The sequence below is a fragment of the Paracoccus sp. L-17 genome, assembly GCF_056857655.1.
Genome location: NZ_JBSXNM010000016.1, coordinates 1 through 24,195, shown reverse-complemented (window position 1 = coordinate 24,195; position 24,195 = coordinate 1). Strand labels below are relative to the sequence as shown.

Below are 24,195 nucleotides of genomic sequence, written 5' to 3'. Positions count from 1 at the left end.
GCTTTCATGCTGCCTTGCGCCATCCAAAACCATCCGCACAGCGCGTTCGCGCACTTCCGGTGAATACTTGTTTGTTGTCTTTGTCATGATGCTCCATCCTGCTCATGAGTTGGAGCCTCCGGCAAACCCGGTGCGGTTCATCTATCCGGATCAGCTGGCACCGATCATCCGCCATGATGGCAGTTCGCTGGAACTGGTGAAGGCGCGGTGGGGGATGCCATCGCCGCCATCGGTCCTGAAGACCCAGCGGGATCCGGGCGTCACCAATGTCCGTAACCTGACCTCGCCGCATTGGCGGCGCTGGCTGGGTCCGGTAAATCGCTGCCTGGTGCCGGTCACGGCCTTTGCCGAACCGATCAAGGGCGGCAATCAGTGGTTTGCCCCGGCCGAAGCAGATTCGCCCATGTTCTTCGCCGGGATCGAGGTTCGGGGCTGGACTTCGGTCCGCAAGGTGAAGGATGGCGAGACCAGCGACGATCTCTATGCCTTTCTGACCTGCGCGCCTAATGCCGAGGTGAAATCGGTGCATCCGAAAGCCATGCCGGTCATTCTGACCGATTCCCGGGATTGGGAGACCTGGCTTTCCGCGCCGATCGAAATCGCCAGCAAGCTGCAACGCCCGCTGCCGGATGGCGCATTGGCGCTGGTGGATGCTCCGACCGAGGCGTCCTGACATCGGCGATCAGCCCGCACAGGCCCGCGCCTGTGCCCGCATGACAGCGTAATCCGCCATCATCCCGACCAGCGCGGCATCTTCGGGCAGCGCCTCCAGCTCCACCGCCGCCCGCTCCCGCACCGCCTGATCATAACCCACGACCGGCGGACACACCGCGCCGCCCGGATCAGAACCGCCCGTCGCGCAGGCGGTCAGTAAGCTCGTCGCGATCACGAGGGCGGGTGCCAGATGCCTCCAGCATGCGGCGTTGGATGTCATTCTGGCGCTCCATCTGGTTCAGGCGTTCGGCGTGACGACCGGCGGTTTCGCCGGCGCGGCGCAGGTTGAGAAGGAAGAGGAGGACCGCGCCGATCAGCGCGATCCCGATGGCCAGACGCCGCGCCCAGCGCGACGCCAGCAGCGCAGTCAGGGCGCTCATCACCGCCGCCCCCGGTTCCAGTCATCCAGCCGGGCCCAGACCGTCAGGCCGATTCCCGCCAGCGCCAGGGCAATGAAGACCCATCGCAGGGTATCGAGATAGGGGATCAGCGGTTGGATGGCCGATTGCGCATCGCTGAGCGTGTCCTGGGCGATCTCGATGCCCGCCGCGCCGACGGTGGCGATCCCCGCCGCGCCGCTCCCCTTCATTGTGCGGCTGTCGGCCAGATGTTCCCGCGCAGGCGGCTGATCCTCGGCGAAGGGAATGGCGCGGGCCGGGAAGGGCTCGCCCCAGCGCCGGACTGGGCCGAGATCGATATGTATGAAGCCGGAACGGGGATAGGTGCCGAAACCCAGAAACCCTTCTTCCCGTGCCGCCTTCTCGAATGCGGCCGGATCGTGATTGGCCATGGAGATGTCGAAGGCAATGCCCTCAAGGTGTTTGGAGCGCTTCGCCCCACGTAACCGGGCGTTATGTTTCAGGCTGCGATAGGCCGAGTTCACGATCAGCGGCTTGCCAAGCCGCGTGCGCAGCGCCTGCAACCGGTCGAGGGCCTGTTCATGGATCAGGATCGCGCCGGTGCCCCGGCAGGCGATCTCGGCGGGCGAGAAATTCGGCCAGCGCCAGCTGTCGTTCGGCACATCGCGCCAATGGCGGTAGAAACGGATGGTCATGGATATCCTTCGGATACGAAAAAAGCCCGCCGGTATGGCGGGCCGTGTGGTAAATGGAATGTGGCGCGTTTGGCGGTGATAGCCGCGTCGCGCGTCAGCCGCCTTCGCCGAAGAGCTTCAGCTTCAGCGCAATCCCGGCCAGCAGGGTCAGGATCAGACCTGCGGTCAACATTCGGATGACGGTCTGGGCGGCGGTGCGGCGCATCAGGCGGATGCCCTCCAGAAGCGCGCGCAGATCGCGGATATCGAGTGCGGCTTCCCTGCCGTCGAGCCCGGCATCGGTCAGCGCGCGGCGTGCGCCTTCCTGTGCTGCCCGGGCTAGCAGCTCTTCGAATTCGCTCTCGCTCATCTGCAACATGTCGTCGAGGCGTTTGGGTGTCATCCGATTTTCGCTCCCCAGAAAGTGGTGTGGTCGGCAGCGAAATACCCATCGAATGCGCGAAAGCTGCCCTGCAGAGCGACGGTATCGCTAGCGTCCAGCGAAACCATCGTTTGCAGCCAGAGGGCGGTCGCTTCCGAGACATGCGCGCTGGAAATCTCGCCGAACGAACCGCGGATCTCGGTGGATCCGTTCAACACGAGCCGCCCGCGCATCCGGGCATTGCTGCTGGCATTGATCTTGAAGAGCAGCGATGCCCCGAAGAGATAGGTGCCTGCGACCGGCGCCACGAAACGGTTGGTGCCTGCGTCAAAGCAGCCCTGGTCGTTATAGTCCGCGACATTGATGCCGAGCGTGGTCCAGCTGTCGGTCGCGACATAGTTGTCGTAATTCGTATAAGCCTTGAAGCGCGGCAGGTTCGGTTGGCTGGCGATCCCTGTGGCCGGATCGACGCTCAGCGCGTCGCGAAAACTGCTGCCGTCGGGCGAGACGGCGATGCGCAACTGATGCGATCCGAACATCCCGATCAAGGCCCGGGTGAAAAACCCGGTCTGCAGGATCAGCCCGGCATCGTCACTGCCCGTTTCCCGGTTCAGGGTCTGGGTCAGATCGCCGCTGCCGCCGTCCGCCGCATAGAGCGCGGTCCAGAGGGCGCTGTTCAGCTTTGCCGAGAAGGGTGCCCCCGCGCTGGCCGCCATACCGATGCCCAACCGGGTCAGATCGTCGAGGGCGGTCGGGATCACCGGCTGCCAATCGGCACCATTTCGGACCAGCAGGACTGCCTCGTCCTCGACCCATGCCCGCCTGCCTTCGCGTGGTGGCAATCGGAGCCAGGCGCCATCGGTCCAGAGGGCCACGTTCAGATCCCACCCCGCCCAGCCGCCGGTTGCGCCCGAGGCGACGATATAGCGGTCGCCATCGGCCGGGGAGGCTGGGGGTGCGATCTCGCTGAGGCTCCTCACCGAAAGCTGCACCAGCCCATCCAGCAGGCGCAGGGCCTCGTTATGGGTGACATGTTTCTGGGCCTGCGCCGCCATGAGATATGGCAGCAGCAGGTTGGTCGTGCTGTCGGACATTTTTGGGTTTCCAGGTCGTCAGAGATAAAGCGTGGTGGTGCGTTCGGTACCGCGTCCCACGCGGGTCGAAAGTTGGCAGATGCGAATGGTCAGGCTGGCGCCCGGGGCCAACAGCGCGCCCCAATCGGCAGTCTGTTGCGCGGCAGAGTAGGTGACCGAGGGCGCAGTGCTGGTCAGGGTTCGTTTGACGATGTTCCCGTCCATGATCCTGACCTCATAGCTTTCCACTTCCTCGCCCAGTGGCACTTCCATCCCCTGCCAGCTATCGGCGGCGAGGCTGCGGGACCGCCGTGTCCAGCGGATCGTCAGATCGCCCGGCCCATGCGGGCGTCGCCATGGCTGGGCGACATGAACCGGCGTAAAGGGTCGCAGCCCTTCGCCCTCCGGCGTGAAGCTGATGGCGGTGAAGGTGTCGCTGCTGACCGGATGGCGGGCGGGACCGATGCGCCAGTTGAAGGGAATACCGAGGTCGGCTTCCGGGATCGGCAGCGGGGTCAGGGCCTCGTTCAGCAGCACCACCCGCGCCTCGGCCGGGGTGGGGTTGCCCATGGCCTGCTCGGTGCCGCGCTGGCCGCGCAACAGCCGGGTCAGGCGGTATCGCCCCGGTGCGATCAACTCGGCATGCCCCGCCTGAACGATCTCCCAGCGCCCTGGCGCGGATTCGACCGCCAGCGCATTCGCCCCACCGAACAGCGCCAGATCGCTGACACTCTCCAGCTGACCGCTTGCCAGATCGAGGATCAGCACATTGCCCATATCGAAGCGTGAGGTGGGTCCGGGCCAGAGGTCCGATGCGAGCCGCCCCATATTCGCCCTGCGTCGCACCGTGGTCAGCAGTTCGAACCCGTCACTGCCGGGGCTGCGATACACCGCCAGCGCGCCGGGCCATGGCTTTGCCGTGGCCGCGATCAGCGGCTGATGCGCGGAAACGTCGTCGCGCAACTGCGGCAGATCGAGGAGGATCACCTCGGGCGGCCCATAAGTGACGGCGCGAGGCAGGGTCGCCGGTCGCTCGGCGCCGGGCGGCAGATCATAGGCCTCGCGGTCCTGCCGCACCGCTTCGATGCCGCGCGCTTCGGCATCGGTGATGGCAGTCAGGCGGAATTGCTGGGCGCGTCCATCGTGATCCAGTACGACGACATCGGCCGGGTCGAGTGCCAGCTTTGAGGGCGGCAGGCGGAACACCGCGCTTTCCCGGCCCGCCCAGGCCTCCTGCAGCGCCCGGCGGCAGCGGCGCTCGGCCTCTTCGGGTGGCACCGCCATCGGAAAGCTCTCGAAGGCGATGCGGCTGGTATCGACGGTGATGCGGGACGCCTCGACCAGCGCCGCGTCATAATCCTCATCGGCACGTGCAACCTGCCACTTCAGCGCCTGCGGCAGCTCGGTTTCCTGCGCGCGTGTCAGCTCGATCGCTTCGCCGGCCGTATTGCCCGCGACCAGATCGTCATGGGTGATGGTGGCAGCGGGCGCCCGGCCGCGCATGACAAAGCGGATGACACCCTCGCTCTCGACGGCGTCGAAGCCGAAATGCCGCGCCAGCGTGGTGATCGAGGCGCGGGGACTTTCCAGCGCGGTGATGGCATAGCCCTCAGCCGCGCCCCAGAGACCCGAGACATCAATGCGGGCTTCCTGCAGCCCGGCGCGCAGGCAGAGGTGACGGACGAGGGCCGCAAGCGACACCGCGCCCAGCCGCCCGGTCAGCCGATGCCCGAGCCGCCAGTTCGCGCCATCGGTCCAGACATCGCCCAGCGCCGGAAAGAACGGATAGGGCCGGGCATCCCAGGTCCAGGCGGCACATTCGGAAACCTCGACCATGCGACCGGCATATTCTGTCGAGACCGGATTGTTCGCGGAAGCGCCCCAGAAGAGATAGCTCGCTTCCAGATAGGCCCGCTGGATCGCATCGTCGCGCCAGCCGCGCGAAAAATACGGCACGAAGCTTTCGGATGACTTCGGATCATAGAAGACATTCGGTTGGTTGGTGCCGCGGTCGATGGCCGGACAGCCGAGTTCGGTGAAGCGGATCGGCTTTGACTCGGGCAGCCACGCCGTCGGTGCCGCGGATTCCACGCCGCCCGGCCGGTCGAAATGCCGGTTCGACCACCAGCCCAAAAGATCCTTGGGGCGGAAGACCCAATGCTTGCCGTGGGCACCATCGGTATTGGGGGTCCGGACCTGCGCAGCCCGACCGGCCTCGGAGGCATAGAACCAGTCAAACCCTTCGCCGCCCGCGATGTTGGATTGCAGATAGGCCCGGTCGTGGATGGCGGACCAGCCGTCTCGGGCGTCCAGATGATCGAAGCCGTCGCGCCAGTCGGACAGCGGCAGGTAATTGTCGATGCCGACGAAATCGATGCTTTCGTCTGCCCAGAGCGGATCGAGATGGAAGAACACATCCCCGCTGCCGTCCGATGGCTGATGCCCGAAATATTCCGACCAGTCGGCGGCATAGCTGATCTTCGTGCCGGGTCCGAGAATGGCGCGGATATCGGCGGCCAGCGCGCGGAAGGCCGCGACAGCCGGGTAGCTTTTGCCAGCGGCGCGGATCGTGGTCAGCCCGCGCATCTCGGAGCCGATCAGAAAGGCATCCACGCCGCCCGACGCCGCGCAGAGATGGGCGTAATGCAGCACCATGCGGCGCAGCCCATGATCGCCGGGATCGCCGGTCCAGCGGACATCATCGCTAGAGACGGTGAAATCCGACGGGGAAGCATTGCCGAAGAACGCCGCCACCTGATCCTCGGCGGCTGCCGTCTTGTCGACTGTGCCCGCCTGACCAGCGGCAGGCGAACAGGTGATCCGCCCGCGCCACGGGAAAGCGGGCTGGCCGATGTCGGTGGTGTTGTCCGAATAGGGATCCGGCAGCGCGTTGCCCGGCGGCACATCCATCAGAATGAACGGATAGAAGGTGACCCGCAGACCGCGCGCCTTCATCTCCCGGATCGCCTGAACCACCGCGAAATCGGCCGGCGTGCCGCCATAGACGGGACGTTGCTGATCGTCACGGCTGACCAGATGGGCATCGGCCCGGCTCACGCCATTCACTGACCATGTCCTGGGGCTGCTGGCCTTCTCCGCGACCTCAACGCCGGGTTGGATGGCGCAGGAACCGCAGCGCAGATCACTGCCGAACCAGGCCACGACCAGACTGACGCTTTCGACCTTCGGCGCCATGGCCTGCAGACGATCCAGCGCCACGATCATATCGGCACTGCCCGGGGTGGCGTTCAGGTTCTCGGATGTGCTGTCGCCATCACCACCCTTGCGCACCGGCTCGGTCGCATAGGTGAATTCGCCCGAGGCCGGGATCAGGGTCACGGCGCGGGTCAGCCCTTCTGCCGTGTCGGGATCGGCAAGGGGGCGAAAGACCTCAAACGAAAGCTGCGGCAGGCGATTGCCATAGTCGTTCAGCGGCAAATCCTCGAAGACGACATAGGCGGTGCCGCGATAGGCAGGCGTCGCATCCGGACCCGTCGTGGCGGCGATAAAGGGATCCGGCTCCTGCGTCTCTGATCCCGGATACCAGCGCCAGGTAATCCCCGAGGTGTCGAGCGGTTTGCCATCAGCCCAGATTCGGCCGATGCCGGTGATCTCCCCTTCGGCGAGCGCCACCGCGAAAGACGCATAGTAGAGATATTCGGTGGTCTCGACTTTGGGACCGCCACCTTTGCCGCCACCCTGACGGCTGGTCCGGGTCTCTTCGCGGAAATCCGTCGCCCAGACAATATTGCCGCCCAAGCGCATCCGGCCGAAGACGCGCGGAATGACCGCGCCCTCGGTCGAGGCGGTGATGCGCAGATTGTCAAGCCGCGCGCCCTCGATACGCTGGGCCGGGGCGAGCGAGGAGACGATCCAGCTGTCGACGGCCGCGCCGATGGTGGACCCGATCATGCCGCCGATGGCAGCGCCGGAAAAGCCGAGGATCGCGCCGCCGAAGCCGCCGCCAATCGTGGCGCCGACCGAGGCCAGTATCAATGTTGCCATGGGAAAAATCTCAGAGGATGGGGAAGAGGAAGGTGGAGGCGATGCGGCGGCGCCAGGCAGAGGTCAGGGGTTCTTCGATCACGCCCAGCCGTTCATAGGCGTGGATGAAGCGGTCCGGCGTGGTGAGGATCGCGACATGCTTGGCGATGGCGCCGGGACGCATTCGGAAGAGAATCAATGCTCCCGGCCCGGCATCCGCGACCGGCAGTTCGATCATCATCCGCCGCGCGCCCTCGGCCAGAACTTCGGTGCACCCCGTCTCGCCCCAGTCGCGGCTATAAGGCGGGATCGGGAAAGGCTCGTCGCCCACGACCTCCCGCCAGACGCCACGCGCCAGACCGAGGCAATCGCATCCGACGCCCCTCAAACTGGCCTGATCGTGATAAGGCGTGCCGAGCCAGCGGCGCGCGGCGGCGATGACGCGGTCGGGATCGGCTGCGGTCTGCAGCCGGGTCACAACACACCACCATCATGGCCACCGTCCGATGTGGCATAGCGCAGAATGGTGTCCTGGCCGGGGATGTGCGGAAAACCCCGGAAGTTGATGACGTTCCCGAATTTTGCGCCGCAGGTGGCGATGCGCTTGTCGCAGCCCGCATGGATGGTGAAACTGTTGCTCGTGCCGATTGGGCGGATCGGGGCTTCCAGCAGCGTGATGACAGCAATGCCATCGCTGGGATCATGGGCCAGAACTTCAGCCCGGCGACCGGCATTGAGCCCGGTGGTCCATGTGAGTGTGCCGAAGCGGAACCAGCCGGGTGCAAAGCGGCCCAGCCCCGAGGCGGTGAAGGCCCGGTCGCGCAGCCTGTCGATCACGGTGCCGGTGCCCCGATAGGCCGGATCCTCCAGATCGACACCGCAGCGGGCATCGCCCAGCGCGGCGTCGCAGCTCGCCTGAAAGGTCCGCCCGACGGTCTGGCCGAGGAGATGCGACATCGACCGGATCTCGGCGACAAAGGCATGGTGCCCGCGCCGGATCTGGCCGATGGCGCCGCGCCGCATCAGCACCCGCTGCGCAGGACTGGCCCAGTTGACCCGCCAGAGTTCCACTTCGGCATTGTCCCAGCGTCCGTCCAGAATGTCTGCCTCGGTGATCCGGTCCGAGCGCAGCGCGCCTGCCGCATCCTGGGCGTCCACCGAGAGATCGGCGCCCGACCTGATCTCGCTCGCCGTCAGACCGCTGTCCGGCTCAAACTCGGTGCCGTCGAAGTTGAGGGGGCAATCGTGATCGGTGAAGCCGAAGGCGATGCCATCGGCGCGGGTGATGCGCCAGCACCAGGCGAGGGTGGTGGTGCCGCTGTCGAGATGCGCCTGCAGGGCGGGCGGGAGCGTCTTCATCGCCGGATCTCCAAGAGCGGAATTGAGGTGATGGATCCCAGCCGTTCGATATCCAGCGTCACGTCCAGCGCGTCGCTGTCGAAGCGGACCGGCACGTCGAATTCGAACCCAGCCGTGATGGCAATGCCGGTGGAGGGCGCGGTCTCGAAACTGACAAGGCCGGTCTTGTGATCGACCGACCAACTGGAGGCTTGCGTGACGCCGTTCAAGGCGACTTGGACGGTGCCTGCGACAGGCTTGGTGATGGTCCGCACCCAGCTTTGTCCACCCGAGGCATAGCGTTTGACCAGCTGAAAACTGGTCGTCACGCCATCGCCTGTGCCGATCTGCTGATCCATTGCTGCTGGCGCCCGCGAAGGCAGGCAGGACCTGTGATCCGCCCAGTCTTTGAAGCGAAAACCGTAAAGCCGACCGTTCCGCGCCTCGAAAAAGGCCACCACCGCCGCCAGATCGTCGGCGCGGCGGATGCCATAGCTGACGTCGTAGCGCCTTCGGCTGTTGGCCCAGCTTGCGTTGCGCTCTTCGTCGCCGCTCGCAAGTTCGACGATCTGGGTGCGCCGTTCCGGTCCACCACGCGCGCCGCGACTGATATTGTCCGGAAACCGGACCTCGTGAAATGCCACGCTTGGCGATCCTTTCATGAAGATTTGGTCAGAGGCCGCGCCGCCCCAGCGACACAGCGCGGGCAATATCGGCGGCGATCTGGGTGCGGGACTGCCTAAAACTCTCGGCGTCGCGGGCGTGGATGTTCACCGTGACGCCCTTGCCGTAATCCTGCGCCTCGCGGCGTGACAGCACCCGTTCCCCACGCTGCAGGATCGCGGGCACCTCGTCATGACGCAGGCCGACCATACCGCCGCTATGCATTCGCGGTGCCCCCGCAAAGGCCAGTGCGGGGACCGTGCGTGAGGGCGAACCCGCGCCGACGATGCCGCCCGTATGCATGATGCTGGCGAAGATTCCGCCCGCGCCGCCCAGCGCGCCGGAGAGCGCATTGGCAATCGGCCCCAGCAGGAAACGCCGCGCGGCCAGTTTCGACAGATCGGCCAGAAGCGAGGTCACCAGATCCCGGAAATCGAGCTTGCCGGTCTTCACGAACTCGCCGATCGCGTCCTCGGCGCTTTGAAATGCCCCGACCAGCGCCTGGCCGATATCGGCGCCGATGTCTTTGGCCTTCTTCGCATAGTCCGACAGCGCCTCGGTCACCGCCTTCCAGCCGGTGGCCGTGGCTTCGGTCGCAGGTTTGGCCTCTTCCGCCGCTGCCTTGCCCGCGGCCCCGGCTTCTTTTGCCGCCGCGCCCGAGCCGGTGGCGGCTGTCTCCACCCCACCCAGCGCATCCTCATAGCGGTCGGCCGCTTCGGTCGCGACGTCCAGCGCCGCGCCACCGGCATCATCCTCGCCGCCGGACATCGCGGCGCGCAGCGCGTCCATGGCAGGGCCCACGCCATCGAAGGCCGAAGCTCGGCTGGAACTGGCGCGGTCACGATAGCGGCCCGCCATATGCGCCGAATTGCTGGCCGAATGCTCCAGCATCGAGGCCCGGCCCAGCGCCTCGAAGACATCGATCCTCGTGTCCGATCCGATCTCTTCCGCCACCTTGTTGAAAGTGGGCGCGATCATCCCGAGAAAATCCGCCCATTTCCCGGCCAGAAATGCCATGAGCCGGGTCCAGATCGCTTCGATCTCGGATTGCATGGCCCGGAAATCGTCGGCGAAGGACAGGGCCGTCACCTTGATCCCCTCCCAGACCGCCTTCGCCACATCGCCCATCAGAGCCATGGCATTGCCGAAACTGCCCGCGCCCTTGACCAGCCTCGTGAACTGATAGACCAGTTCGCCCGCACCGACGATCAGGGCGCCGATACCGGTGCGGATCAGCGCGCCGCGCAGCACGACCAATGCGGTGGCGAGCCCCCGGACCGAGAGTGCAGCCGCCGCCAGCCCGGCGACCCAGCGACCGGCCATGAAACCGGCGAAGGTTGCGGCGTAGGTCGAGAGGCGTCCGATCTGGTCGAAAAGCCCGCTGATCGCCATCCCAAGCGGCCCGGTGCGGCTGGCCAGTGCTGCCATCGCATCGGCCACCGCTTCGAGCGCCGGGGCGGCGGCAACCGCCAACTGGTTTGACAACCCGCGCCAGACCAGACCCAGCCGCGAGATGGCGTCATTCGTCCGCTCGATCCGGTCGGCATCCTGTTCCGAAACCACGATCCCGAAGGCCCGGACATCCTCGGTCGCTTGGCGCAAGGTGGCGGTGTCGATGCGCGACATGGCGATCGAGCCCTCTTCGCCGAACAACTGCCCGGCCACAGCCGCGCGTTCGGCAACAGGCACGAACTCGGCAATGGCGGCATTGATCGCCCCGACGCGCTGATCCAGTGGCAGGGCCAGCAGGTCCGAGGCGGTCAGGCCCAGCCGTTCCAGCGCATCGGCTGCCGGACCGCCGCCCGCCGCCGCCTGGCTCAGCCGCCGGGTCAGATCCTTGGTCGCCTGTTCGATGCCGGACATCGACACGCCTGCCAGTTCACCCGCACGCTCCAGCGTCTGGATCGAGGCAACCGTGGTGCCGAGCGATTGGGCGAGCTTTGCCTGCGCATCCACCGTTTGCAGCCCCGACCGCACCATGGCGATGCCGGCGGCGGTGGCGGCGGCGACAACAGCGGCGGCAGCCACCCCGACCTTGCGGGTGAACCCGGCCATGCGGGCATTCGCCGCCTCCATCTCGCGCGACAGCCGCCCGAAGCCGCGCGATCCGGCCTCGCCGACACCTTCCAGCTCCGCGCGCACCTGACGCCCGCCCACCGCCGCGAGGCGGACGCTGACGCGTTTTTCTGCCATCTCATCGTTCCATCTGTTCGTTCATCCTCCGAACCATCACCGCTTCGATGATGGGCAGCAGTTCGGCGGCGGCCGGGGCCGGGATGCCCAGCGCCGCCGCCAGCCCCAGAGCGGCCGTCAGATCCCACCCGATCACCGCGCCCGATAGCACCCGCAACTGCCCGCCAAGGCGCCCGATCAGATCCCAGACCTGCCAGCCCTCGAATGTCAGCGGCTGGTTTGCGCGACCCGGGCAGTCTTGGCAGATTTGCGTGCAGGCCGCGCAGTAGCTGTCGCCCCCACCGAAGGACCAGTCGGCGAGGGCGCGGAGACGTTTTTTTCCTGGTCCAGCAGCAGGCCCTTGGAGACATAGACCAGCTGAAACGCCTCGAAGATCGGCCAGATGTCCAGGAGCGCATCGATGGCCTCAGGGCTTGGATCGATGGCATTTCCATCAGAATCGCCGACGCCATCCCAGTCCAGCACCGCGCGCCGCGCCAGCGCCTTGGCGAAGACTAGCGCCCGTTCTTCGTCGCTCGTCCCGTCCGGCACTGCCTCGACATCCGGATCGCTGCGGGTGGCGACCATCATCGCGGTGGTCAGCGGGCGCAGCCGCACCCGGACGCCGGGCGCCAGATCGTGCCAGCGCGGTTCATTGCTCAGGTCCAAGGTCAGCATGGGTTCAATATTCCTCGCGGTCGTTGATCAGGGTGGCGGTGCACATGCGGCCCAGTGTGCTGTCGCGCGCGGCCTGCCAGTCGAAGGTTGCCTGGACGCCCTGCGGTCCGGAAATCTCGATCCGGGGGCGGGGCAGGTAGACGGCATGGACGGTGAAGGTGAAGCTCTCTCCCGAGGGCAGCGCATAGGAGAAGTCCAGCGCGCAGGCTTCGCCATCCATGGCCTGCGTCACCAGCGTGCTGTCAGCGAAGCGGACTTCGATTGAGCCTGTCAGCGCGGCGATGGACGGATCGGCGCCGTCGATGCGGCCATCGGCGCGGATGGTCTCGATCCGGTCGAGATTATTGGCATAGGTGATCTGGGCCGAGACGACATTGCCCAGCGCCGCGCCGTTGCGGGTGATCGATCCGTTGAAATGGCCGAAGCGCCTCAGATCGATAGGTGCGGGCGTGCCAGCACTGCTGACGGTCCCGACCGTCTCGCCCTGCGCCACAAGCCGGGCGGTGGCGGTCAGCAATCCGGAACGCTGCATCTGCCAGCTGAGCTGGTCCAGCACGCAACCGGAATAGATTGCATAGCGCGGCACCTCGGGCATGCCGGTCTCGATGGTGAGACTGGGCAGCGTCCAGGCCCCGGAACGGAACTCATGCGTCCATGGGCCGGTGCCGGTGGTGACCGGGTCTCCGAACGCCGCCTTCAGCCAGAAGCCAAACGCCTCCGCATCAATAGGAACGACGACATCGCCATCGGCCGTCACCGCATCCTTGATTGGCGCTAGCGGATCGCGGCCATAGCCCAGCAGTTCGGAGTTCAGGAGTGGCTGTTCCGCCCCGAGCGTGGTGCTGGCAAACGGCATCTTTGTGTAACCGCCCGCAGGCGGCGTGCCATAAACGGTCTCGAACGCCAGCGCCATCTGCGCCCGCGCCCCCTTGGCTCGTGCCATCGTGTTCTCCTCGAATTGTGGGTGGATCAGCCGAGTGGGTCGGCTGTCGTGTAATGCAGGATGACGGTGATCACCGCCGCCTTCAGGCTAGCCGCCCCCTCGACGGGCAGATCGACCGGACGCGGCGCTTCCGCTTCGACCCAGTCGCATAGCCCGCCCAGCGTGCGGTCGGCGGCGATGGTGGTGCCGATGCTGGCGCAGAGGGCGTCGAAGGTGGCGTCACGGTCGGCGCCCTGAACCACCGCCTCGATCTCGGCGCGGTGCTGATAGTGGTACGTGAGCGGCGAAAGCGTGACCTGGGGTTCACCCGGCTCGCCGTCACGCAGGATCACCAAGCCGTCAGGTGGCAGCCGTTCGGGTAGGACGTCGCCGCGCAGGGCGGTGGCGGGCAGCGCCGACAGCCGCGCATGCAGCGCGGTGAGGATGGTTTCGCGGAGGGTCGGCATGTCATGGGCACTTCAGATTTCGGTTGACGTATTGCCCCGTGGAAAGCAACGCGCGGAAAGGTAAATACTCGTTAACTAATTGCTCCTACAACCGATCCCGCAGATCGGCGGGGAGGTTCTATTGCAACACAATTTACGGGACTTCCTTCGGCATGGCGGACATGGTCAGTACGTGGTCAGCCAGCGTAACGATTCTATACGCCAGGCCATTTCCATCAAGTCGCTATTTCCTGGCTACCCGGGTCTTCGGAGCGATTTTTCGGATCGTCTGGATCGGGTTATCGCCGACAATACACGGGCGCTTCTGAATGCCCTGACACCACCCGACACAGTCCCTTGGGTGACGGAGGCAGACCTGCGCGATGTGTCGGACGCGAAGGAGGCTGTCCTGCGCGAATGGGATATGCGTCTGACGGCCATCTTTGAAGAATATCAATCCCACCCCCAGCGTCTCCGCCCATTGCGAACGGCCATGGAGGAGCGTCTGCTGAGGGCCTTCGCGGGGTTGATCAATCAGCTTCGGCAGCAAGACCTTGGGATAGAGCGTTACATCTGGCGTTCCCGAGACGACGCGCAGGTTCGCGACAGTCACGCAGAGTATGACGATCAGGTCTTCAGTTGGGATGAGCCTCCTGCGGGCGGGCATCCGGGACAGGCACATAACTGCCGGTGTTTCGCCGAGCCTGTTGCGTCGCTGTTGCCAAACGATGCTGTCCTTGCCCAGTATGCGCCAGCGGCGGAAATTCCGGTGGGGGCCTTCTTTCGGGGCCTTGTCGGACGTGCGGTCGCGCTTACCCCTCAGGGAGCCGCTGCTTTGGCGGCGTTTTTGGCGGCGTGGGAGGCTAGCAATGCCTTGGGGGAACTCACCGAACTCGCAACAGAACGTCGCCTGAACCGCGCTGCCGATATCCTCGGCGTCGATCTTGGATCGGGCGAAGGGCTCCTGGCTGCCATTGCGCACGAACTGGTGCAGGAAACGGTCAGTACCGGCTTCGGATCCAGCCTGCCCAAGACCGTTGATCCGGCACGGATCGCCGGTCAGGCGGCGGCGCTTTTCGAGATGTCGAATCCCGGAACTATTCAGCAGGTTGCGGAAGGAGACCGCGCTGCTCAGCGCGCGCTTGGCGCATTCGTACAGCGCGCCTACGATGCGTTCAGCGAAGGTCGACTCCGGCTCCAGGACGGCACGATTGCCGATGGCTGGGTCGAGGTATTCCCTGAACTGACCGAGGACGAGCGGCGGCTGGGCGAACTTCCCGGCTTCACGCCCGAGCGCATCGAGCAGTGGCTGGAGATCTACCCGGCCGAGGTTCTCGGCCTGCCGAACCACACCGGATCGCCCGCCGCCGAAGACCCGACCGGAAATATCATCTCAACACCGATCCCAGAGCTTGCTGGTCCCAGCATTCTCGAAGCGCGCCCAGCCAACATCACTACACCAGATGGCAACATCGTCCGGGGTCACGGCCCAAAAGGTGACGGGGCCGAGTATATCACGGGCAAAGGGCACACTGCCGAGCAGATCGATGGGATCATCGCGAACCCTAACCCTGATTTGAGCGGGGTAATTCGCGGATTTGGTCCCTACAAAGGGCAGGAGATGACTCTGCTTACTGGCCGCGACGGGCATTGGGTGATATTGAACCCGGACGGCGAAGTCGTCGCGGTAAGTAACAGAAATGTGCCCTTGCGCGCACCGGAGAACGATCTGCAAGAAATTATTCGACCGCTGGAGTAGCCATGGAAGATAAGATGCAAGCCTGCATGCAAGAACTTCTCCACGGAAAGAAGTATGTCCGATTGTCGTTGGATCAGCTTCGTGCCTTCAACAACTATCTTGCAAATGCCGGATTCAGCATATCCCGTATGGAGACAATAAAGACGGCTGGCGCAAGAACCGGGCGACGCCTTGACTATGACATTCTGGTCCTGCCCGAGCATGAGGAGGGCTGGTCAATTTTTGCCGATCCTGATCGGTCGAGGGCGCGCGTCGTGGATATTGTCGACCAAGCTGTGCGTGAGGGTGGAACTTTCGAGTTCTTGGTTTGGGCCGAGAAACCGTCGGGTTAGAGAATTGTTCGCCCCTCCACCCACTTCCCGACGACCCTCCCCGGCACCGCTTCCGCTGCTCGTTCCGCCTCCCTTGCCAGAGCCAGCCGCTTGGGCAGCCTGACCTGCGGCACCAGCAGGAAGATCGGCACGGTAGCCCGCCCGCGCCCGGTTTTTGACTTTGAGGCCACCGCACGGCCCTTGGTGTTCAGCCGCCCTTCGGCCACCAGCAGGCTTGGTCCGCGCCTGCGATAGACGAAGCGCAGCCTTAGCCCGGTCCGTCTTTCCCATTCGCCGGGGGTGATGCGTCCGCCTCGCAGGGATTTTCCGGCGGCTTCCGTGGGGATGGCCAGCCAGAATCCGTCCTTGGAGCGAATCAGCGGTCCCGCATTATGGGCGCCGATGATCACCGGCGCCTTGGACCAGACCAGCGCGGTGGCATTCAGGCTGTCGCCCGCCTCCGGATAGGTGGCGTTGCGGATCGAATTCGCCAGCCTGCGCCCCAGCCCGGCACCGGTGATCTGCCCGCGCCATGCGGTCTTGAGGCCCGCGCCCGCCTCGCGCATGGCGCCGGTCACGGCCTTTTCGCCCGCTTTGATCTCGGCTTGCATCATCGCGACGAGATCGGGATCGATGTCCAGTTTCAGCCTCATGCAGGCACCAGTTCCACGGTCCAGATCAGCCGGTCGCGGTCGCGGATCGGTTCGCCTTGGATCGCAAAACTGTCGGCGCCGATGACGATCAGATCGCCGGGCCGGGGATCGGGGATGTCACTGACCCGGATATCGGCGGTGAGGGTTTCCGACAGGATGCGCGCCGAACCGAACTCGGTGATCCGGTCCGGCGCGCGGTGGATAAGGCTGATCGGGCGTTCTTCGGATGTGCCCGCCGCGATCCAGACAGCGGAGATACCCATGTCGGGATGGCCGAAAATGCGGTCCATGGCAGCGGCAAACGCGTTCATCAGTTCGAGCTGTGCAGCCGGATCGCCAGCCGCGGGCGCTTGTTGACCGGCAGGATCGAGGCTTCCGTCATCAGATCGATCCAGCGGCCCTTGGGATCGAGATGCTGGCGGGCATAGAGCGGCAAGCCGATTGTATTGGCGGTCTCCAGAAGGTTCGCCGGGCCGCCATAGGTGGTAAACGTGTCCATGGTGCCGGTCGGGAAGGCGATGCCTTCGTTCGCCGGGACCAGCCGTTCCGATGCCTTGGTCGAAAGGGTGACCGCGCCCGCATATTCCTCGAACAGAATCCCGGCGAAGGGGAAGTTGCGGCGGACGTCCTGCCGGAGCGGCTGGGCGCCGGTCGCGGCATAGAACTTGTAGGCCTCTTCCGTCTTGGGGTGCGAGATCAGCTTGTCGAAGAATTCCCGGCTGACCAGCGCATGGACGCCCGACATGCTCTCGCCCAACAGATTATCCTCGACCGCACGCAGCACCTCGCGGACCTTGCCTTGAATGTTCGTGCCAGCGGTGCCCAGCACGAAGTCGACCGAGATCTGCGCGATGCCGAACTCCGTGAAGTAATTGTAGAGGGTCGTGCCCGCGCCATCCTTCACGATACCGCGCAGCGCGTTCATCTCCATATATTCGCGGGTCTGCGCGTGCTTGCGGCGCATCAGGGTCAGCTTGCGGGTCATGACCGCGACCAGCGGGTCGGCCTCGTCAATTGCGCCGATGGCCGGAACCCCCTGAATATCGGCGGGCAGGATCACATCGTCATGCGGGATCCAGGGCAGCGCGAAACTGCGCATGGCGCGGCCTTCTCGGCTGCCGACGGTGGCGGGACCGCCCAGTGGGACAGAGGGGAGGAGGTTCAGCACGCCCTCGATCTGCTCGATGATGACGCTGCGCTGGCTGACCCCCTCGAAGCGGAAGAGGCCCAGTTCTCCGAGGCGGGTATAGAGGTTCGGCAGGATGTTGATGGCCTGCGTCATCTCGGCCAGCGAATAGCCGTCGGCATCGAAGGGATTGCGGATGATGGTCATGGGGAAACCTTGTCGGAAGGAAGGATAAGAAGCAGAAGGTCGCAGCCGCCGGTCAGGCGCTGTCGCGGATGACGATGCCCAGCGCGGTCAGCTCGACATGTTTGGCAGCGATCTTGGCCGCATCATCGACACTGCCATCGTAGAAAAGCGCGTCGCGCGACAGGATCGCGGGGCCGCGCGCCAGTAGGATGCCGGTGGCTTCCGCCAGCCTTGTATCGACCGGATAGAGCAGAATGCCTGCGGCCAGTTCCGCGCCATCGCTGCCGCCATGGCTGGCGAAGGTGTATTGGCCGCTGGTGGTGACGCGACCGAGGACTGCCCCGGCCGGGTATTCGGTTCCCTCGGCGAGCGTCACGGTCTCGCGGGTATAGTTGGGGTTCAGCTCATATTTGAGCGCATGGCCCATGCTGGGCGGCTGTGTCAGGAAGGGCATCTTGGTCTCCGGAGGCTGTCAGGCTGTCAGCGCTGAGCGCTGTCGGCGGATTTGCGGGCCGCAGCCACGAGCGGGCTCGGCCTGTCTGTCGGCGCGGGCGCGCTGGCCAGAATGCCGCTGGCATCGCTTCTGGCCGCGAGGCTGTCGAGGATCTGGCCGCGCAGCGCGTCGGGACTCACGCCGCGCCGGACGGCATCGGCGGCGTCCAGGGTGACGCCCAGCTTTGCGGCCTGCGCGCAGATCGAGGCCACTTCGGCGGCTTCGGCGCGGATGGCATCGGCATCGGTCGGAGCCGCAGCCGGTGCAGCGCCGGGCGCGGGCGGTTCCTGTGCCGTCGGCGTGGCGGCTTGCGGCGGCGTGTTGGGTGCGATGGGTGTTGCGGTTTGTGGGATTTGCTGGTCCGGCGTCCGGGCATCTTCGTCCGTCTGATCACTCATGATCATCTCCTGTTTGGGGTGGGGTGGTGAAAGGGTCGGGGATTTCGCCGGCCGCCCGACCGGCAATGCCGGGCGAGAAAGGCCGTTGGCAAAGGCGCGAAAGGCGACACGAGGATCGGCCACGGCATCGGCGAGACCGGCATCGACAGCCACCGCGCCGCGAAACACCGCCGCTTCGGTGGCGAGCGCCGCGTCTTTGGTCATCCTGTCACCGCGCCCGGCTGCGACGGTTTCCGCGAAGAGGATCCGCAGATCCTCCAACTCGGCCTGCAGTCGGCCGCGGATGCCTTCCGGCAGCGCGGCATAGGGATTGCCATCGGCTTTCCGGGCCCCGGCATGGATCAGCGTCACGGCCACTCCCTTCTGGGCCAGCATGCCGGACATGTCGGTATGCATGGTGATGACGCCGATGCTGCCCGCAGCCCCGGTGCGGGGCAGGGTGATGTGATCCGCCTGCGAGGCCAGCGCGTAACCCGCCGACAGAGCATGTTCGGCGAGGAAAGCGTGCACGGGTTTGATGTCCCTCGCGGCACGAATGCGGTCGGCGAGATCGAAGGCACCCGCGACCTCGCCGCCGAAGCTATCGATCTCCAGCGCGATGCCGCGAATGGTATTGTCAGAAACCGCCGCGTCGAGCTGGGCGGTAAGTCCCTCATATGAAGTCAGGCCGGAGCTCTGGCCGATCCACGCCCCGCGATGAACCAGCGTGCCCGCAATCGCGATGACCGCCACGCCATCGATGATCGGGAAGGGCGCATCCGTATCGCCGCCATGGCGCTGGGCGAGATCGCCGCCGATCAGCGAGGCGAAGGCGGTTTGCCGGGTGGCCGTCAGATCGGGTTCGGCGACCGTCATGCCGTCAAACCTGATCTCCTGCCCGGTGATGCGCGGGCCGAGGCCGGCGAGGAACGCCAAAGCCTTGGCGGGGGCGATCATCAGCGGCGTGTCGAAGGCGCGCTGGGCGATCTGGGCGTGATGCATCAGCGGTCCTCCTTGGCATCTGCGTCATCAGTGTCGGCGACGCGATCATCGTCATTGCCGTTCGCGGCGTTGATGCCATCGCCATCAGCCTCACCCTTCGGTCCCTGCGCGGGCGAGCCGGGGCGGCGGAAATCGAGACCCAGCGCCGCTTCGCGTTTGCGCTCGGCCGCGATCTCGCGATCCACCTGCTCGGCATCAAAACCACGCTCGGAAATGGCCTGGCTGCGGGATTTGAGACCGGCCTCGATCTGCAGGATCTCGGCCGAGGCGTCCTTCATCGGATCGACCCAGTCCCAGCGCGTTGGCAGCCAGCTGACGGCCTGAAAGCTGCGCCGGTCGCGGTCATAGCCGGGCAGATCGATGGCGCCGGACAGAACGGCCAGATCGAGCCAGCGCTGCCAGACCGGGCGGCAGAGCTGATGGACGATGACGCCGTGCTGGATCGCCGAGACCCGGCGCCGGAAGTCCAACAGTGCGACCCGGGTATTGGAGAAATTGCCGCGCGCGGCATCGCCGGTCAGGTAAGGGTAGGGGATGCCCAGCGCCGCCGAGATCTGCAGCAAGGTCCGGTATTGAAACGGCTCGTAGGTGGAGCCGGAATCCGGTGTCGCGGGTGTCGAAATATCCTCGCCCGGATCGAGCCGGACGACCTGACCCGGTTCGACCTCCAGATCCTCTTCCGCCGGTTCCAGTGGCGTTTCCGGGGCGGGCGAGGTGATGAACATGGCAAACATCGCCGCCGTCTTCTTCCGCTCCAGCTCCGCATCGTCATAAAGATCCAGCGTGAACAGTTTGACGATGGCCGGTGCGAAGCGCGACACGCCGCGCATCTGACCAGCCTCGACCGGATCCAGCACATGGACGATCTCCGAGGCCGGGATGCGGACCGTCTCACCCACCAGCCCCGGATCGGTCATGTCGCCCGGATGTCGGCGGAGCAGGTGATAGGCGACGCGCCGACCGATGCCGTCGAATTCGATGCCCTGGCGGATGGATCCGCCGCCGGGCAATTCCCGGTTCAGATCCATCGGCAGCATCTCCGAGGGCAGCATCTGCAGCTGCAGCGGCACCGACAGCCCGTCTTCGGAACGTCGCGGGCGGAGCCGCAGAAACACCTCGCCCGCCAGAAACAGTTCGCGGGCCGCGCGGCGCTGCAACCCGTAGAAATCGGTCAGCCCCTCGGCGTCGGCTTCATCCGTCCAGCCGAGCCAGAGCCTTTGCAGGGCTTCCTTTTGGGTGGCATTCGAAATCGACGATGACGGCTTGATCCCATCGCCCACGACATTGCTGGCGAAGGCCTCGACCGCGCCGGACGCATAGCCGTTGTTCCGCGCCAGCCAACGGGCGCGGGCCGTGATGGTCTCGCCCGCGCCCGCGATCAAGGTGTTCACATGGGCGCGGGAGGCCCGGAAGCCGCGCAGGCGTCGATGCGACTGCGCCGCGTCGAACCCGCCGATGATCGCGCCCAGCCGCGCGCGGATGCCGTCGAATGCCATGGATCAGAGCCCCTTGGTTGCGACAGTGCCCCAGCGCCGACGGCGCGCGGTCCCGGGCGCGCGGGCAATGCGGGCTTCCAGATCGGCGATGGCAGCGGCCAGCTCCGCATCCGAGCCATAGGTCAGGGTCTTGCCGTCATAGCTGACGCTGCGCAGCCCGCTGAACCGGGCCTCCTGCAGCGCGCTCAGCAGCGCCCGCATCCGGTCGATCTCCATCTCTCACCTCATGAAACGCGGTGTGTAGGTCTGCCGCTTGCGGCGTGGTGTTGTGGGCGGGGCGCCCGCCTGACGGGCAGGCGGTTCGGTGGCAGGCTCTGCGGGGTCGCTGGTTGCGGTCTCGAGTGCCGCGACCCCGGCCTGATCCTCCAGCTGCCGCCACATGCGCTCGTCCCAGCGATCCGCGCCCATGATCCAAGCGGCGGCGCGGGCATAGACGCGGGTATCCAGCGCCTCGTTGCGTTCGCGCAGCTTCTGCCATTCCTGCCGGGCGTAGCCGCGCTTGTTCCGGACCGTGACCAATTGTTCGGCCACCAGCTGCTTCAGCCATTCGCTGTCGGCCCATTCTGGCAGGTGGATCATGCCTGGCGGATCGGGTTGATCCTGCTCGGGCCGCTCGAGCCGCAGGAAGCGATAGGTCTCGATCTTGAAGGTGGCCGTGGCCACCGACCAGAGCCGGGCGCCGCGCCGCAGGCGCTTGCCGCCCATAGTCGCATCGACAAAGGTCGGCCCGGAAACCGGCGTCGCCCGGTTGAAACCTTCGAGACCCTTCACCGGCACGACCTGCTCGAACCCCTGAGCCCGCGCCCAGGCATAGACCGCCGCCGCCTCATAGCCGGTATCGATCGCCAGTTTTGCGACGGGCATCACCGCGCCATGTTCGTGCTGCCATGTGCGGGTCAGCAATTTGGTCAGCTCCGCCCAAGCTGCCGGGCTGTCCGGACCGCCCGGAATGACGATGTGATCGACGAGCCAGCTCTGCAATCCGCGCCCCCAGGCCCAGATATCGACCTCGATCCGGTCCTTCTGGATATCGGCCCCGGCGGTCAGGAACAGACCGCCCTCGGGAATCTGCGCCGCGAACACCTCACGGCGATCCGCCAGCCGCTGCCATTCCGGCGCCTCGCCGCGCTCGACCCAGGTCTCGCCCAGAAGCGTGTTGCGGGCCGCGCGCAGCATTTCGTCATTGCCCTGCGCGGCCAGCCATTCCCGGGCGATCTGTTCCCAGCTTTTCCACCCGATGGGCGAATAAAGGGCGGACAGGTGGTAGCCGACATGATGCGGGTCAGTTGCAACCGCCGTCGCGCGCCATTCGCCCGCCTCCAGCATGGCGGTCTTGTGATGCTCTGCGATCAGCTGATCGCAGGCCTTGCAGGCATAGGCGGCGGTCTCGGGCCGACCCTTCTCCCAGCGCAGCCGTTCGAATTCCAGCCACTGCATCGTGCCGCAATGTGGGCATGGCACAAAGAAGCGCCGCTGGTCCGAGGCCTCGAACTCCTGCTCGATCCGGCTGAGGCCCCGGATGGTCGGTGTCGAGACCAGAAACACCTTGCGGCGATGGGCGAAGGTGGTGCTGCGCGCCTCGGCCAGCGTCACCGGATCGCCCTCTTCATCGGCCGAGGCCGGATAAGCGTCGATCTCGTCCAGAAACAGGTAGCGCGCGGGCATGGACCGCAGCCCGGTCGCGCTGTTGGCGCCGGTCAGCACCAGAATGCCGCCCGGGAATTCCTTGGACAGCATCGAATTCCCGGCATCGCGCGACCGCGCGGGGCTGACCCGTTCGCGCAGCGCCGGGCTGTCAGAAATCAGCGGATCGAGCCGCCCGCGCGAGGCACGCTTGGCCATCTCGACCGTCGGCAGCACCGCCAGCATCGGTCCCGGCGCGTGATGGATCACAAAACCGATCCAGTTGTTCCCGGCTTCCGTCGCGCCAACCTGCGCGGCCTTCATGAAGCTGATCCGCTGCGCCGGATGTCCGGGCGAGAGCGCATCCATGATCTCGCGCAGATAGGGCGTCCGTGCGGTGCGGTAGCGACCGGGTTCCGCCGCCGCCCGTGACGACAGCCGGCGATGCTTGTCGGCCCATTCGGACACCGTCAGATTCGGATCGGGCCGGATGCCGCGCGACCAGGCGCGCAACATGTCCTCGGCGCCGTCGAAACTCAGGTCGGGGCTGTGATCATCGCTCCCATCGTCATGGGTCAAGCGCGACCTTGAGATCGGCGAGGGCGGCAAGCTGGTCTCGGACATGGGCTTCCAGCACCCTCTGCAGCACCCCGGTGCCGATGCTCGTGGGTTCCCCGGTGGTTTTTCCATCCCGGCCGAGAGTTCCGACGCCATGATCGCGGCGACGCGGGCGGGCCAGGTCACCCAGGCATCGCGCTCCTGACGCGCCAACCGGAAGACCAGCGTTTCGGCCTTTGCGCGGTCGACCAGCACGCCCTTCTTCTTCTGGATCGCGATCTGGCGTTCCTGCGCCTGATAGACGGTCAGCGCCGTCCGGGCCTTCAGATAGGAGGACGAGTCGCCGGGACCGCTGATTGACGGGGCGGTAAGGTTGGCATCGGGCCGCGTTGGTCGGTCCGGCATCGTCGCTTGCCGCGCAGTGCCCCCTTTCGACCGCCCCTGCTGATCGGGATCGGTGGTCGCGGCGCGGCGGGCGTCGGATGCCACCGCATTAATGGAGCCGTCACTATAGACCACCAGTCGGCCGTTCTTCCGCGCCTTCTGCACCCCGCCGCGCGAGAGACCGGAATGGGCTGCATAGGCCCGCTCGCTCATGCCTTTCATGGGGCGATCCTTTCGCGATCATAAAGCAATGAAATTGCTTGTGATTTACTTGATGTGCTCGGACGGTTGAGCGATTCTGATGGCACCAAACGCAAGCAACTCGCCGCCGGAAACCAGACCATGACCCGCAACACCACCCGCACCAATGACGCCGCGCTCGCCGCCTTCATCGCGAAAAAAGCCGAAATCGACGCGATGCTGGCCCGGCTGCAGGCCTTCAGCGATGACCATTTCGGCGCAGATCCGGAGAGGGTGAACTGGAGCGACCTCGGCAGCCTCGAATATCAGGCCCACCTGCTGAAGCAGATCAGTGATTTCACCTTTGGCGAGGGCGAACACGCCGCCTGACGGGCTGGCCTGTGCCAACCGCTGAGCCCCGCGCGATGCGGGGCCCGGCTCCGTAGAAGCCGACCGCGATCTGCGGCGGCGGTGCACGGAGCAAATGATGCTGAAACTCACCGATGAACCGCACCGGGTTTGCCGGAGGCTCCAACTCATGAGCAGGATGGAGCATCATGACAAAGACAACAAACAAGTATTCACCGGAAGTGCGCGAACGCGCTGTGCGGATGGTTTTGGATGGCGCAAGGCAGCATGAAA

The 24,195-nt window shown here is 65.7% G+C and carries 26 protein-coding genes and 1 pseudogene; 4 read left to right on the top strand and 23 right to left on the bottom strand.

The window, feature by feature from the left end:
* Window positions 1-85: 85 nt before the first annotated feature.
* Complete coding sequence (locus tag AC13CR_RS00950; RefSeq protein ID WP_446236499.1) at window positions 86-673, top strand: SOS response-associated peptidase family protein; 588 nt, start codon at window positions 86-88, stop codon at window positions 671-673.
* 9 nt (window positions 674-682) lie between these two features.
* Here the strand turns inward: AC13CR_RS00950 and AC13CR_RS00945 are convergent, their stop codons facing one another.
* The 14 genes from AC13CR_RS00945 to AC13CR_RS00880 all read right to left on the bottom strand — a co-directional run bounded on the left by AC13CR_RS00945 (window position 683) and on the right by AC13CR_RS00880 (window position 13,426).
* The gene (locus tag AC13CR_RS00945) at window positions 683-814 is read right to left on the bottom strand and encodes a hypothetical protein (protein WP_366522636.1); all 132 of its coding nucleotides are present in this window, start codon (window positions 812-814) and stop codon (window positions 683-685) included.
* Window positions 815-842: 28 nt separating this feature from the next.
* Window positions 843-1,094 carry a hypothetical protein gene (locus AC13CR_RS00940; RefSeq protein ID WP_298856442.1) on the bottom strand — a complete coding sequence of 84 codons (252 nt, stop codon included), beginning with the start codon at window positions 1,092-1,094 and terminating at the stop codon, window positions 843-845.
* Window positions 1,094-1,768: a YcbK family protein gene (locus AC13CR_RS00935; RefSeq protein WP_298856440.1), complete on the bottom strand. Its 675-nt coding sequence runs from the start codon at window positions 1,766-1,768 to the stop codon at window positions 1,094-1,096. Before AC13CR_RS00935 ends, AC13CR_RS00940 begins: the two co-directional genes overlap by 1 nt.
* A gap of 94 nt (window positions 1,769-1,862) precedes the next feature.
* Window positions 1,863-2,150 (bottom strand): DUF6127 family protein, encoded by a 288-nt coding sequence (locus tag AC13CR_RS00930; RefSeq protein ID WP_482900319.1) that lies wholly within the window; start codon window positions 2,148-2,150, stop codon window positions 1,863-1,865.
* Window positions 2,147-3,223, bottom strand: a complete 1,077-nt coding sequence (locus AC13CR_RS00925; protein ID WP_482900318.1) for a DUF2793 domain-containing protein — start codon at window positions 3,221-3,223, stop codon at window positions 2,147-2,149. Before AC13CR_RS00925 ends, AC13CR_RS00930 begins: the two co-directional genes overlap by 4 nt.
* Before the next feature lie 18 nt (window positions 3,224-3,241).
* Window positions 3,242-7,207 (bottom strand): baseplate multidomain protein megatron, encoded by a 3,966-nt coding sequence (locus tag AC13CR_RS00920; RefSeq protein WP_482900317.1) that lies wholly within the window; start codon window positions 7,205-7,207, stop codon window positions 3,242-3,244.
* 10 nt (window positions 7,208-7,217) lie between these two features.
* Complete coding sequence (locus AC13CR_RS00915; protein WP_292953722.1) at window positions 7,218-7,664, bottom strand: NlpC/P60 family protein; 447 nt, start codon at window positions 7,662-7,664, stop codon at window positions 7,218-7,220.
* Window positions 7,661-8,545, bottom strand: coding sequence for a DUF2163 domain-containing protein (locus AC13CR_RS00910; protein WP_292953720.1), 885 nt, complete (start codon window positions 8,543-8,545; stop codon window positions 7,661-7,663). Before AC13CR_RS00910 ends, AC13CR_RS00915 begins: the two co-directional genes overlap by 4 nt.
* Window positions 8,542-9,168, bottom strand: a complete 627-nt coding sequence (locus AC13CR_RS00905; RefSeq protein ID WP_292953717.1) for a DUF2460 domain-containing protein — start codon at window positions 9,166-9,168, stop codon at window positions 8,542-8,544. Before AC13CR_RS00905 ends, AC13CR_RS00910 begins: the two co-directional genes overlap by 4 nt.
* Before the next feature lie 28 nt (window positions 9,169-9,196).
* A complete protein-coding gene (locus AC13CR_RS00900; protein ID WP_298856430.1) occupies window positions 9,197-11,380 on the bottom strand; it encodes a phage tail tape measure C-terminal domain-containing protein in 2,184 nt (727 codons plus the stop codon).
* 1 nt (window position 11,381) lies between these two features.
* The gene (locus AC13CR_RS00895) at window positions 11,382-11,531 is read right to left on the bottom strand and encodes a DUF7697 family protein (protein ID WP_422662119.1); all 150 of its coding nucleotides are present in this window, start codon (window positions 11,529-11,531) and stop codon (window positions 11,382-11,384) included.
* Window positions 11,532-11,587: 56 nt separating this feature from the next.
* Window positions 11,588-12,037, bottom strand: coding sequence for a hypothetical protein (locus tag AC13CR_RS00890; RefSeq protein WP_292958228.1), 450 nt, complete (start codon window positions 12,035-12,037; stop codon window positions 11,588-11,590).
* A gap of 4 nt (window positions 12,038-12,041) precedes the next feature.
* Window positions 12,042-12,980, bottom strand: a complete 939-nt coding sequence (locus tag AC13CR_RS00885; protein ID WP_446236497.1) for a phage tail tube protein — start codon at window positions 12,978-12,980, stop codon at window positions 12,042-12,044.
* A 26-nt stretch (window positions 12,981-13,006) separates the two neighbouring features.
* The gene (locus tag AC13CR_RS00880; RefSeq protein WP_292977969.1) at window positions 13,007-13,426 is read right to left on the bottom strand and encodes an acyl-CoA transferase; all 420 of its coding nucleotides are present in this window, start codon (window positions 13,424-13,426) and stop codon (window positions 13,007-13,009) included.
* A 172-nt stretch (window positions 13,427-13,598) separates the two neighbouring features.
* Between AC13CR_RS00880 and AC13CR_RS00875 the strand changes: the two genes are divergently transcribed.
* Window positions 13,599-15,164 carry a phage minor head protein gene (locus AC13CR_RS00875; protein ID WP_446236496.1) on the top strand — a complete coding sequence of 522 codons (1,566 nt, stop codon included), beginning with the start codon at window positions 13,599-13,601 and terminating at the stop codon, window positions 15,162-15,164.
* Between the two features lie 2 nt (window positions 15,165-15,166).
* Complete coding sequence (locus tag AC13CR_RS00870; RefSeq protein ID WP_292954011.1) at window positions 15,167-15,496, top strand: hypothetical protein; 330 nt, start codon at window positions 15,167-15,169, stop codon at window positions 15,494-15,496.
* On the opposite strand, the gene AC13CR_RS00865 is transcribed toward AC13CR_RS00870, so the two are convergent.
* From AC13CR_RS00865 to AC13CR_RS00825, 9 genes and pseudogenes are all read right to left on the bottom strand, one after another.
* Window positions 15,493-16,128, bottom strand: a complete 636-nt coding sequence (locus AC13CR_RS00865) for a DUF6441 family protein (protein ID WP_292954014.1) — start codon at window positions 16,126-16,128, stop codon at window positions 15,493-15,495. The genes AC13CR_RS00870 and AC13CR_RS00865 overlap by 4 nt on opposite strands.
* Window positions 16,125-16,439, bottom strand: a complete 315-nt coding sequence (locus AC13CR_RS00860) for a head-tail joining protein (RefSeq protein ID WP_292954017.1) — start codon at window positions 16,437-16,439, stop codon at window positions 16,125-16,127. Before AC13CR_RS00860 ends, AC13CR_RS00865 begins: the two co-directional genes overlap by 4 nt.
* Window positions 16,439-17,461, bottom strand: coding sequence for a major capsid protein (locus tag AC13CR_RS00855; protein ID WP_292954020.1), 1,023 nt, complete (start codon window positions 17,459-17,461; stop codon window positions 16,439-16,441). The genes AC13CR_RS00860 and AC13CR_RS00855 overlap by 1 nt, the downstream gene beginning before the upstream one ends.
* 52 nt (window positions 17,462-17,513) lie before the next feature.
* Entirely contained in the window at window positions 17,514-17,894 is a 381-nt protein-coding gene (locus AC13CR_RS00850; protein ID WP_292954023.1) for a head decoration protein, read from the bottom strand.
* 26 nt (window positions 17,895-17,920) lie between these two features.
* Window positions 17,921-19,312 carry a S49 family peptidase gene (locus tag AC13CR_RS00845; protein WP_292954026.1) on the bottom strand — a complete coding sequence of 464 codons (1,392 nt, stop codon included), beginning with the start codon at window positions 19,310-19,312 and terminating at the stop codon, window positions 17,921-17,923.
* Window positions 19,312-20,808 carry a phage portal protein gene (locus AC13CR_RS00840; RefSeq protein WP_292954029.1) on the bottom strand — a complete coding sequence of 499 codons (1,497 nt, stop codon included), beginning with the start codon at window positions 20,806-20,808 and terminating at the stop codon, window positions 19,312-19,314. Before AC13CR_RS00840 ends, AC13CR_RS00845 begins: the two co-directional genes overlap by 1 nt.
* 3 nt (window positions 20,809-20,811) lie before the next feature.
* Window positions 20,812-21,024 (bottom strand): phage head-tail joining protein, encoded by a 213-nt coding sequence (locus AC13CR_RS00835; protein ID WP_292954032.1) that lies wholly within the window; start codon window positions 21,022-21,024, stop codon window positions 20,812-20,814.
* A 3-nt stretch (window positions 21,025-21,027) separates the two neighbouring features.
* On the bottom strand, window positions 21,028-23,055 hold the full coding sequence (locus AC13CR_RS00830; RefSeq protein WP_482900316.1) for a phage terminase large subunit family protein: 2,028 nt from the start codon (window positions 23,053-23,055) through the stop codon (window positions 21,028-21,030).
* Window positions 23,000-23,595, bottom strand: a pseudogene (locus tag AC13CR_RS00825) (hypothetical protein). Before AC13CR_RS00825 ends, AC13CR_RS00830 begins: the two are co-directional and overlap by 56 nt.
* A gap of 66 nt (window positions 23,596-23,661) precedes the next feature.
* Between AC13CR_RS00825 and AC13CR_RS00820 the strand changes: the two are divergent.
* Window positions 23,662-23,943: a hypothetical protein gene (locus tag AC13CR_RS00820; RefSeq protein ID WP_446236158.1), complete on the top strand. Its 282-nt coding sequence runs from the start codon at window positions 23,662-23,664 to the stop codon at window positions 23,941-23,943.
* The last annotated feature ends 252 nt before the right edge of the window (window positions 23,944-24,195 follow it).

Coding starts and splice junctions, on each gene's coding strand:
- AC13CR_RS00950 (WP_446236499.1), top strand. CDS start 86: ATGATGCTCCATCCTGCTCATGAGTTGGAGCCTCCGGCAAACCCGGTG.
- AC13CR_RS00940 (WP_298856442.1), bottom strand. CDS start 1,094: ATGAGCGCCCTGACTGCGCTGCTGGCGTCGCGCTGGGCGCGGCGTCTG.
- AC13CR_RS00935 (WP_298856440.1), bottom strand. CDS start 1,768: ATGACCATCCGTTTCTACCGCCATTGGCGCGATGTGCCGAACGACAGC.
- AC13CR_RS00930 (WP_482900319.1), bottom strand. CDS start 2,150: ATGACACCCAAACGCCTCGACGACATGTTGCAGATGAGCGAGAGCGAA.
- AC13CR_RS00925 (WP_482900318.1), bottom strand. CDS start 3,223: ATGTCCGACAGCACGACCAACCTGCTGCTGCCATATCTCATGGCGGCG.
- AC13CR_RS00920 (WP_482900317.1), bottom strand. CDS start 7,207: ATGGCAACATTGATACTGGCCTCGGTCGGCGCCACGATTGGCGGCGGC.
- AC13CR_RS00910 (WP_292953720.1), bottom strand. CDS start 8,545: ATGAAGACGCTCCCGCCCGCCCTGCAGGCGCATCTCGACAGCGGCACC.
- AC13CR_RS00900 (WP_298856430.1), bottom strand. CDS start 11,380: ATGGCAGAAAAACGCGTCAGCGTCCGCCTCGCGGCGGTGGGCGGGCGT.
- AC13CR_RS00890 (WP_292958228.1), bottom strand. CDS start 12,037: ATGCTGACCTTGGACCTGAGCAATGAACCGCGCTGGCACGATCTGGCG.
- AC13CR_RS00885 (WP_446236497.1), bottom strand. CDS start 12,980: ATGGCACGAGCCAAGGGGGCGCGGGCGCAGATGGCGCTGGCGTTCGAG.
- AC13CR_RS00880 (WP_292977969.1), bottom strand. CDS start 13,426: ATGCCGACCCTCCGCGAAACCATCCTCACCGCGCTGCATGCGCGGCTG.
- AC13CR_RS00870 (WP_292954011.1), top strand. CDS start 15,167: ATGGAAGATAAGATGCAAGCCTGCATGCAAGAACTTCTCCACGGAAAG.
- AC13CR_RS00865 (WP_292954014.1), bottom strand. CDS start 16,128: ATGAGGCTGAAACTGGACATCGATCCCGATCTCGTCGCGATGATGCAA.
- AC13CR_RS00860 (WP_292954017.1), bottom strand. CDS start 16,439: ATGAACGCGTTTGCCGCTGCCATGGACCGCATTTTCGGCCATCCCGAC.
- AC13CR_RS00855 (WP_292954020.1), bottom strand. CDS start 17,461: ATGACCATCATCCGCAATCCCTTCGATGCCGACGGCTATTCGCTGGCC.
- AC13CR_RS00850 (WP_292954023.1), bottom strand. CDS start 17,894: ATGCCCTTCCTGACACAGCCGCCCAGCATGGGCCATGCGCTCAAATAT.
- AC13CR_RS00845 (WP_292954026.1), bottom strand. CDS start 19,312: ATGCATCACGCCCAGATCGCCCAGCGCGCCTTCGACACGCCGCTGATG.
- AC13CR_RS00840 (WP_292954029.1), bottom strand. CDS start 20,808: ATGGCATTCGACGGCATCCGCGCGCGGCTGGGCGCGATCATCGGCGGG.
- AC13CR_RS00835 (WP_292954032.1), bottom strand. CDS start 21,024: ATGGAGATCGACCGGATGCGGGCGCTGCTGAGCGCGCTGCAGGAGGCC.
- AC13CR_RS00830 (WP_482900316.1), bottom strand. CDS start 23,055: ATGTCCGAGACCAGCTTGCCGCCCTCGCCGATCTCAAGGTCGCGCTTG.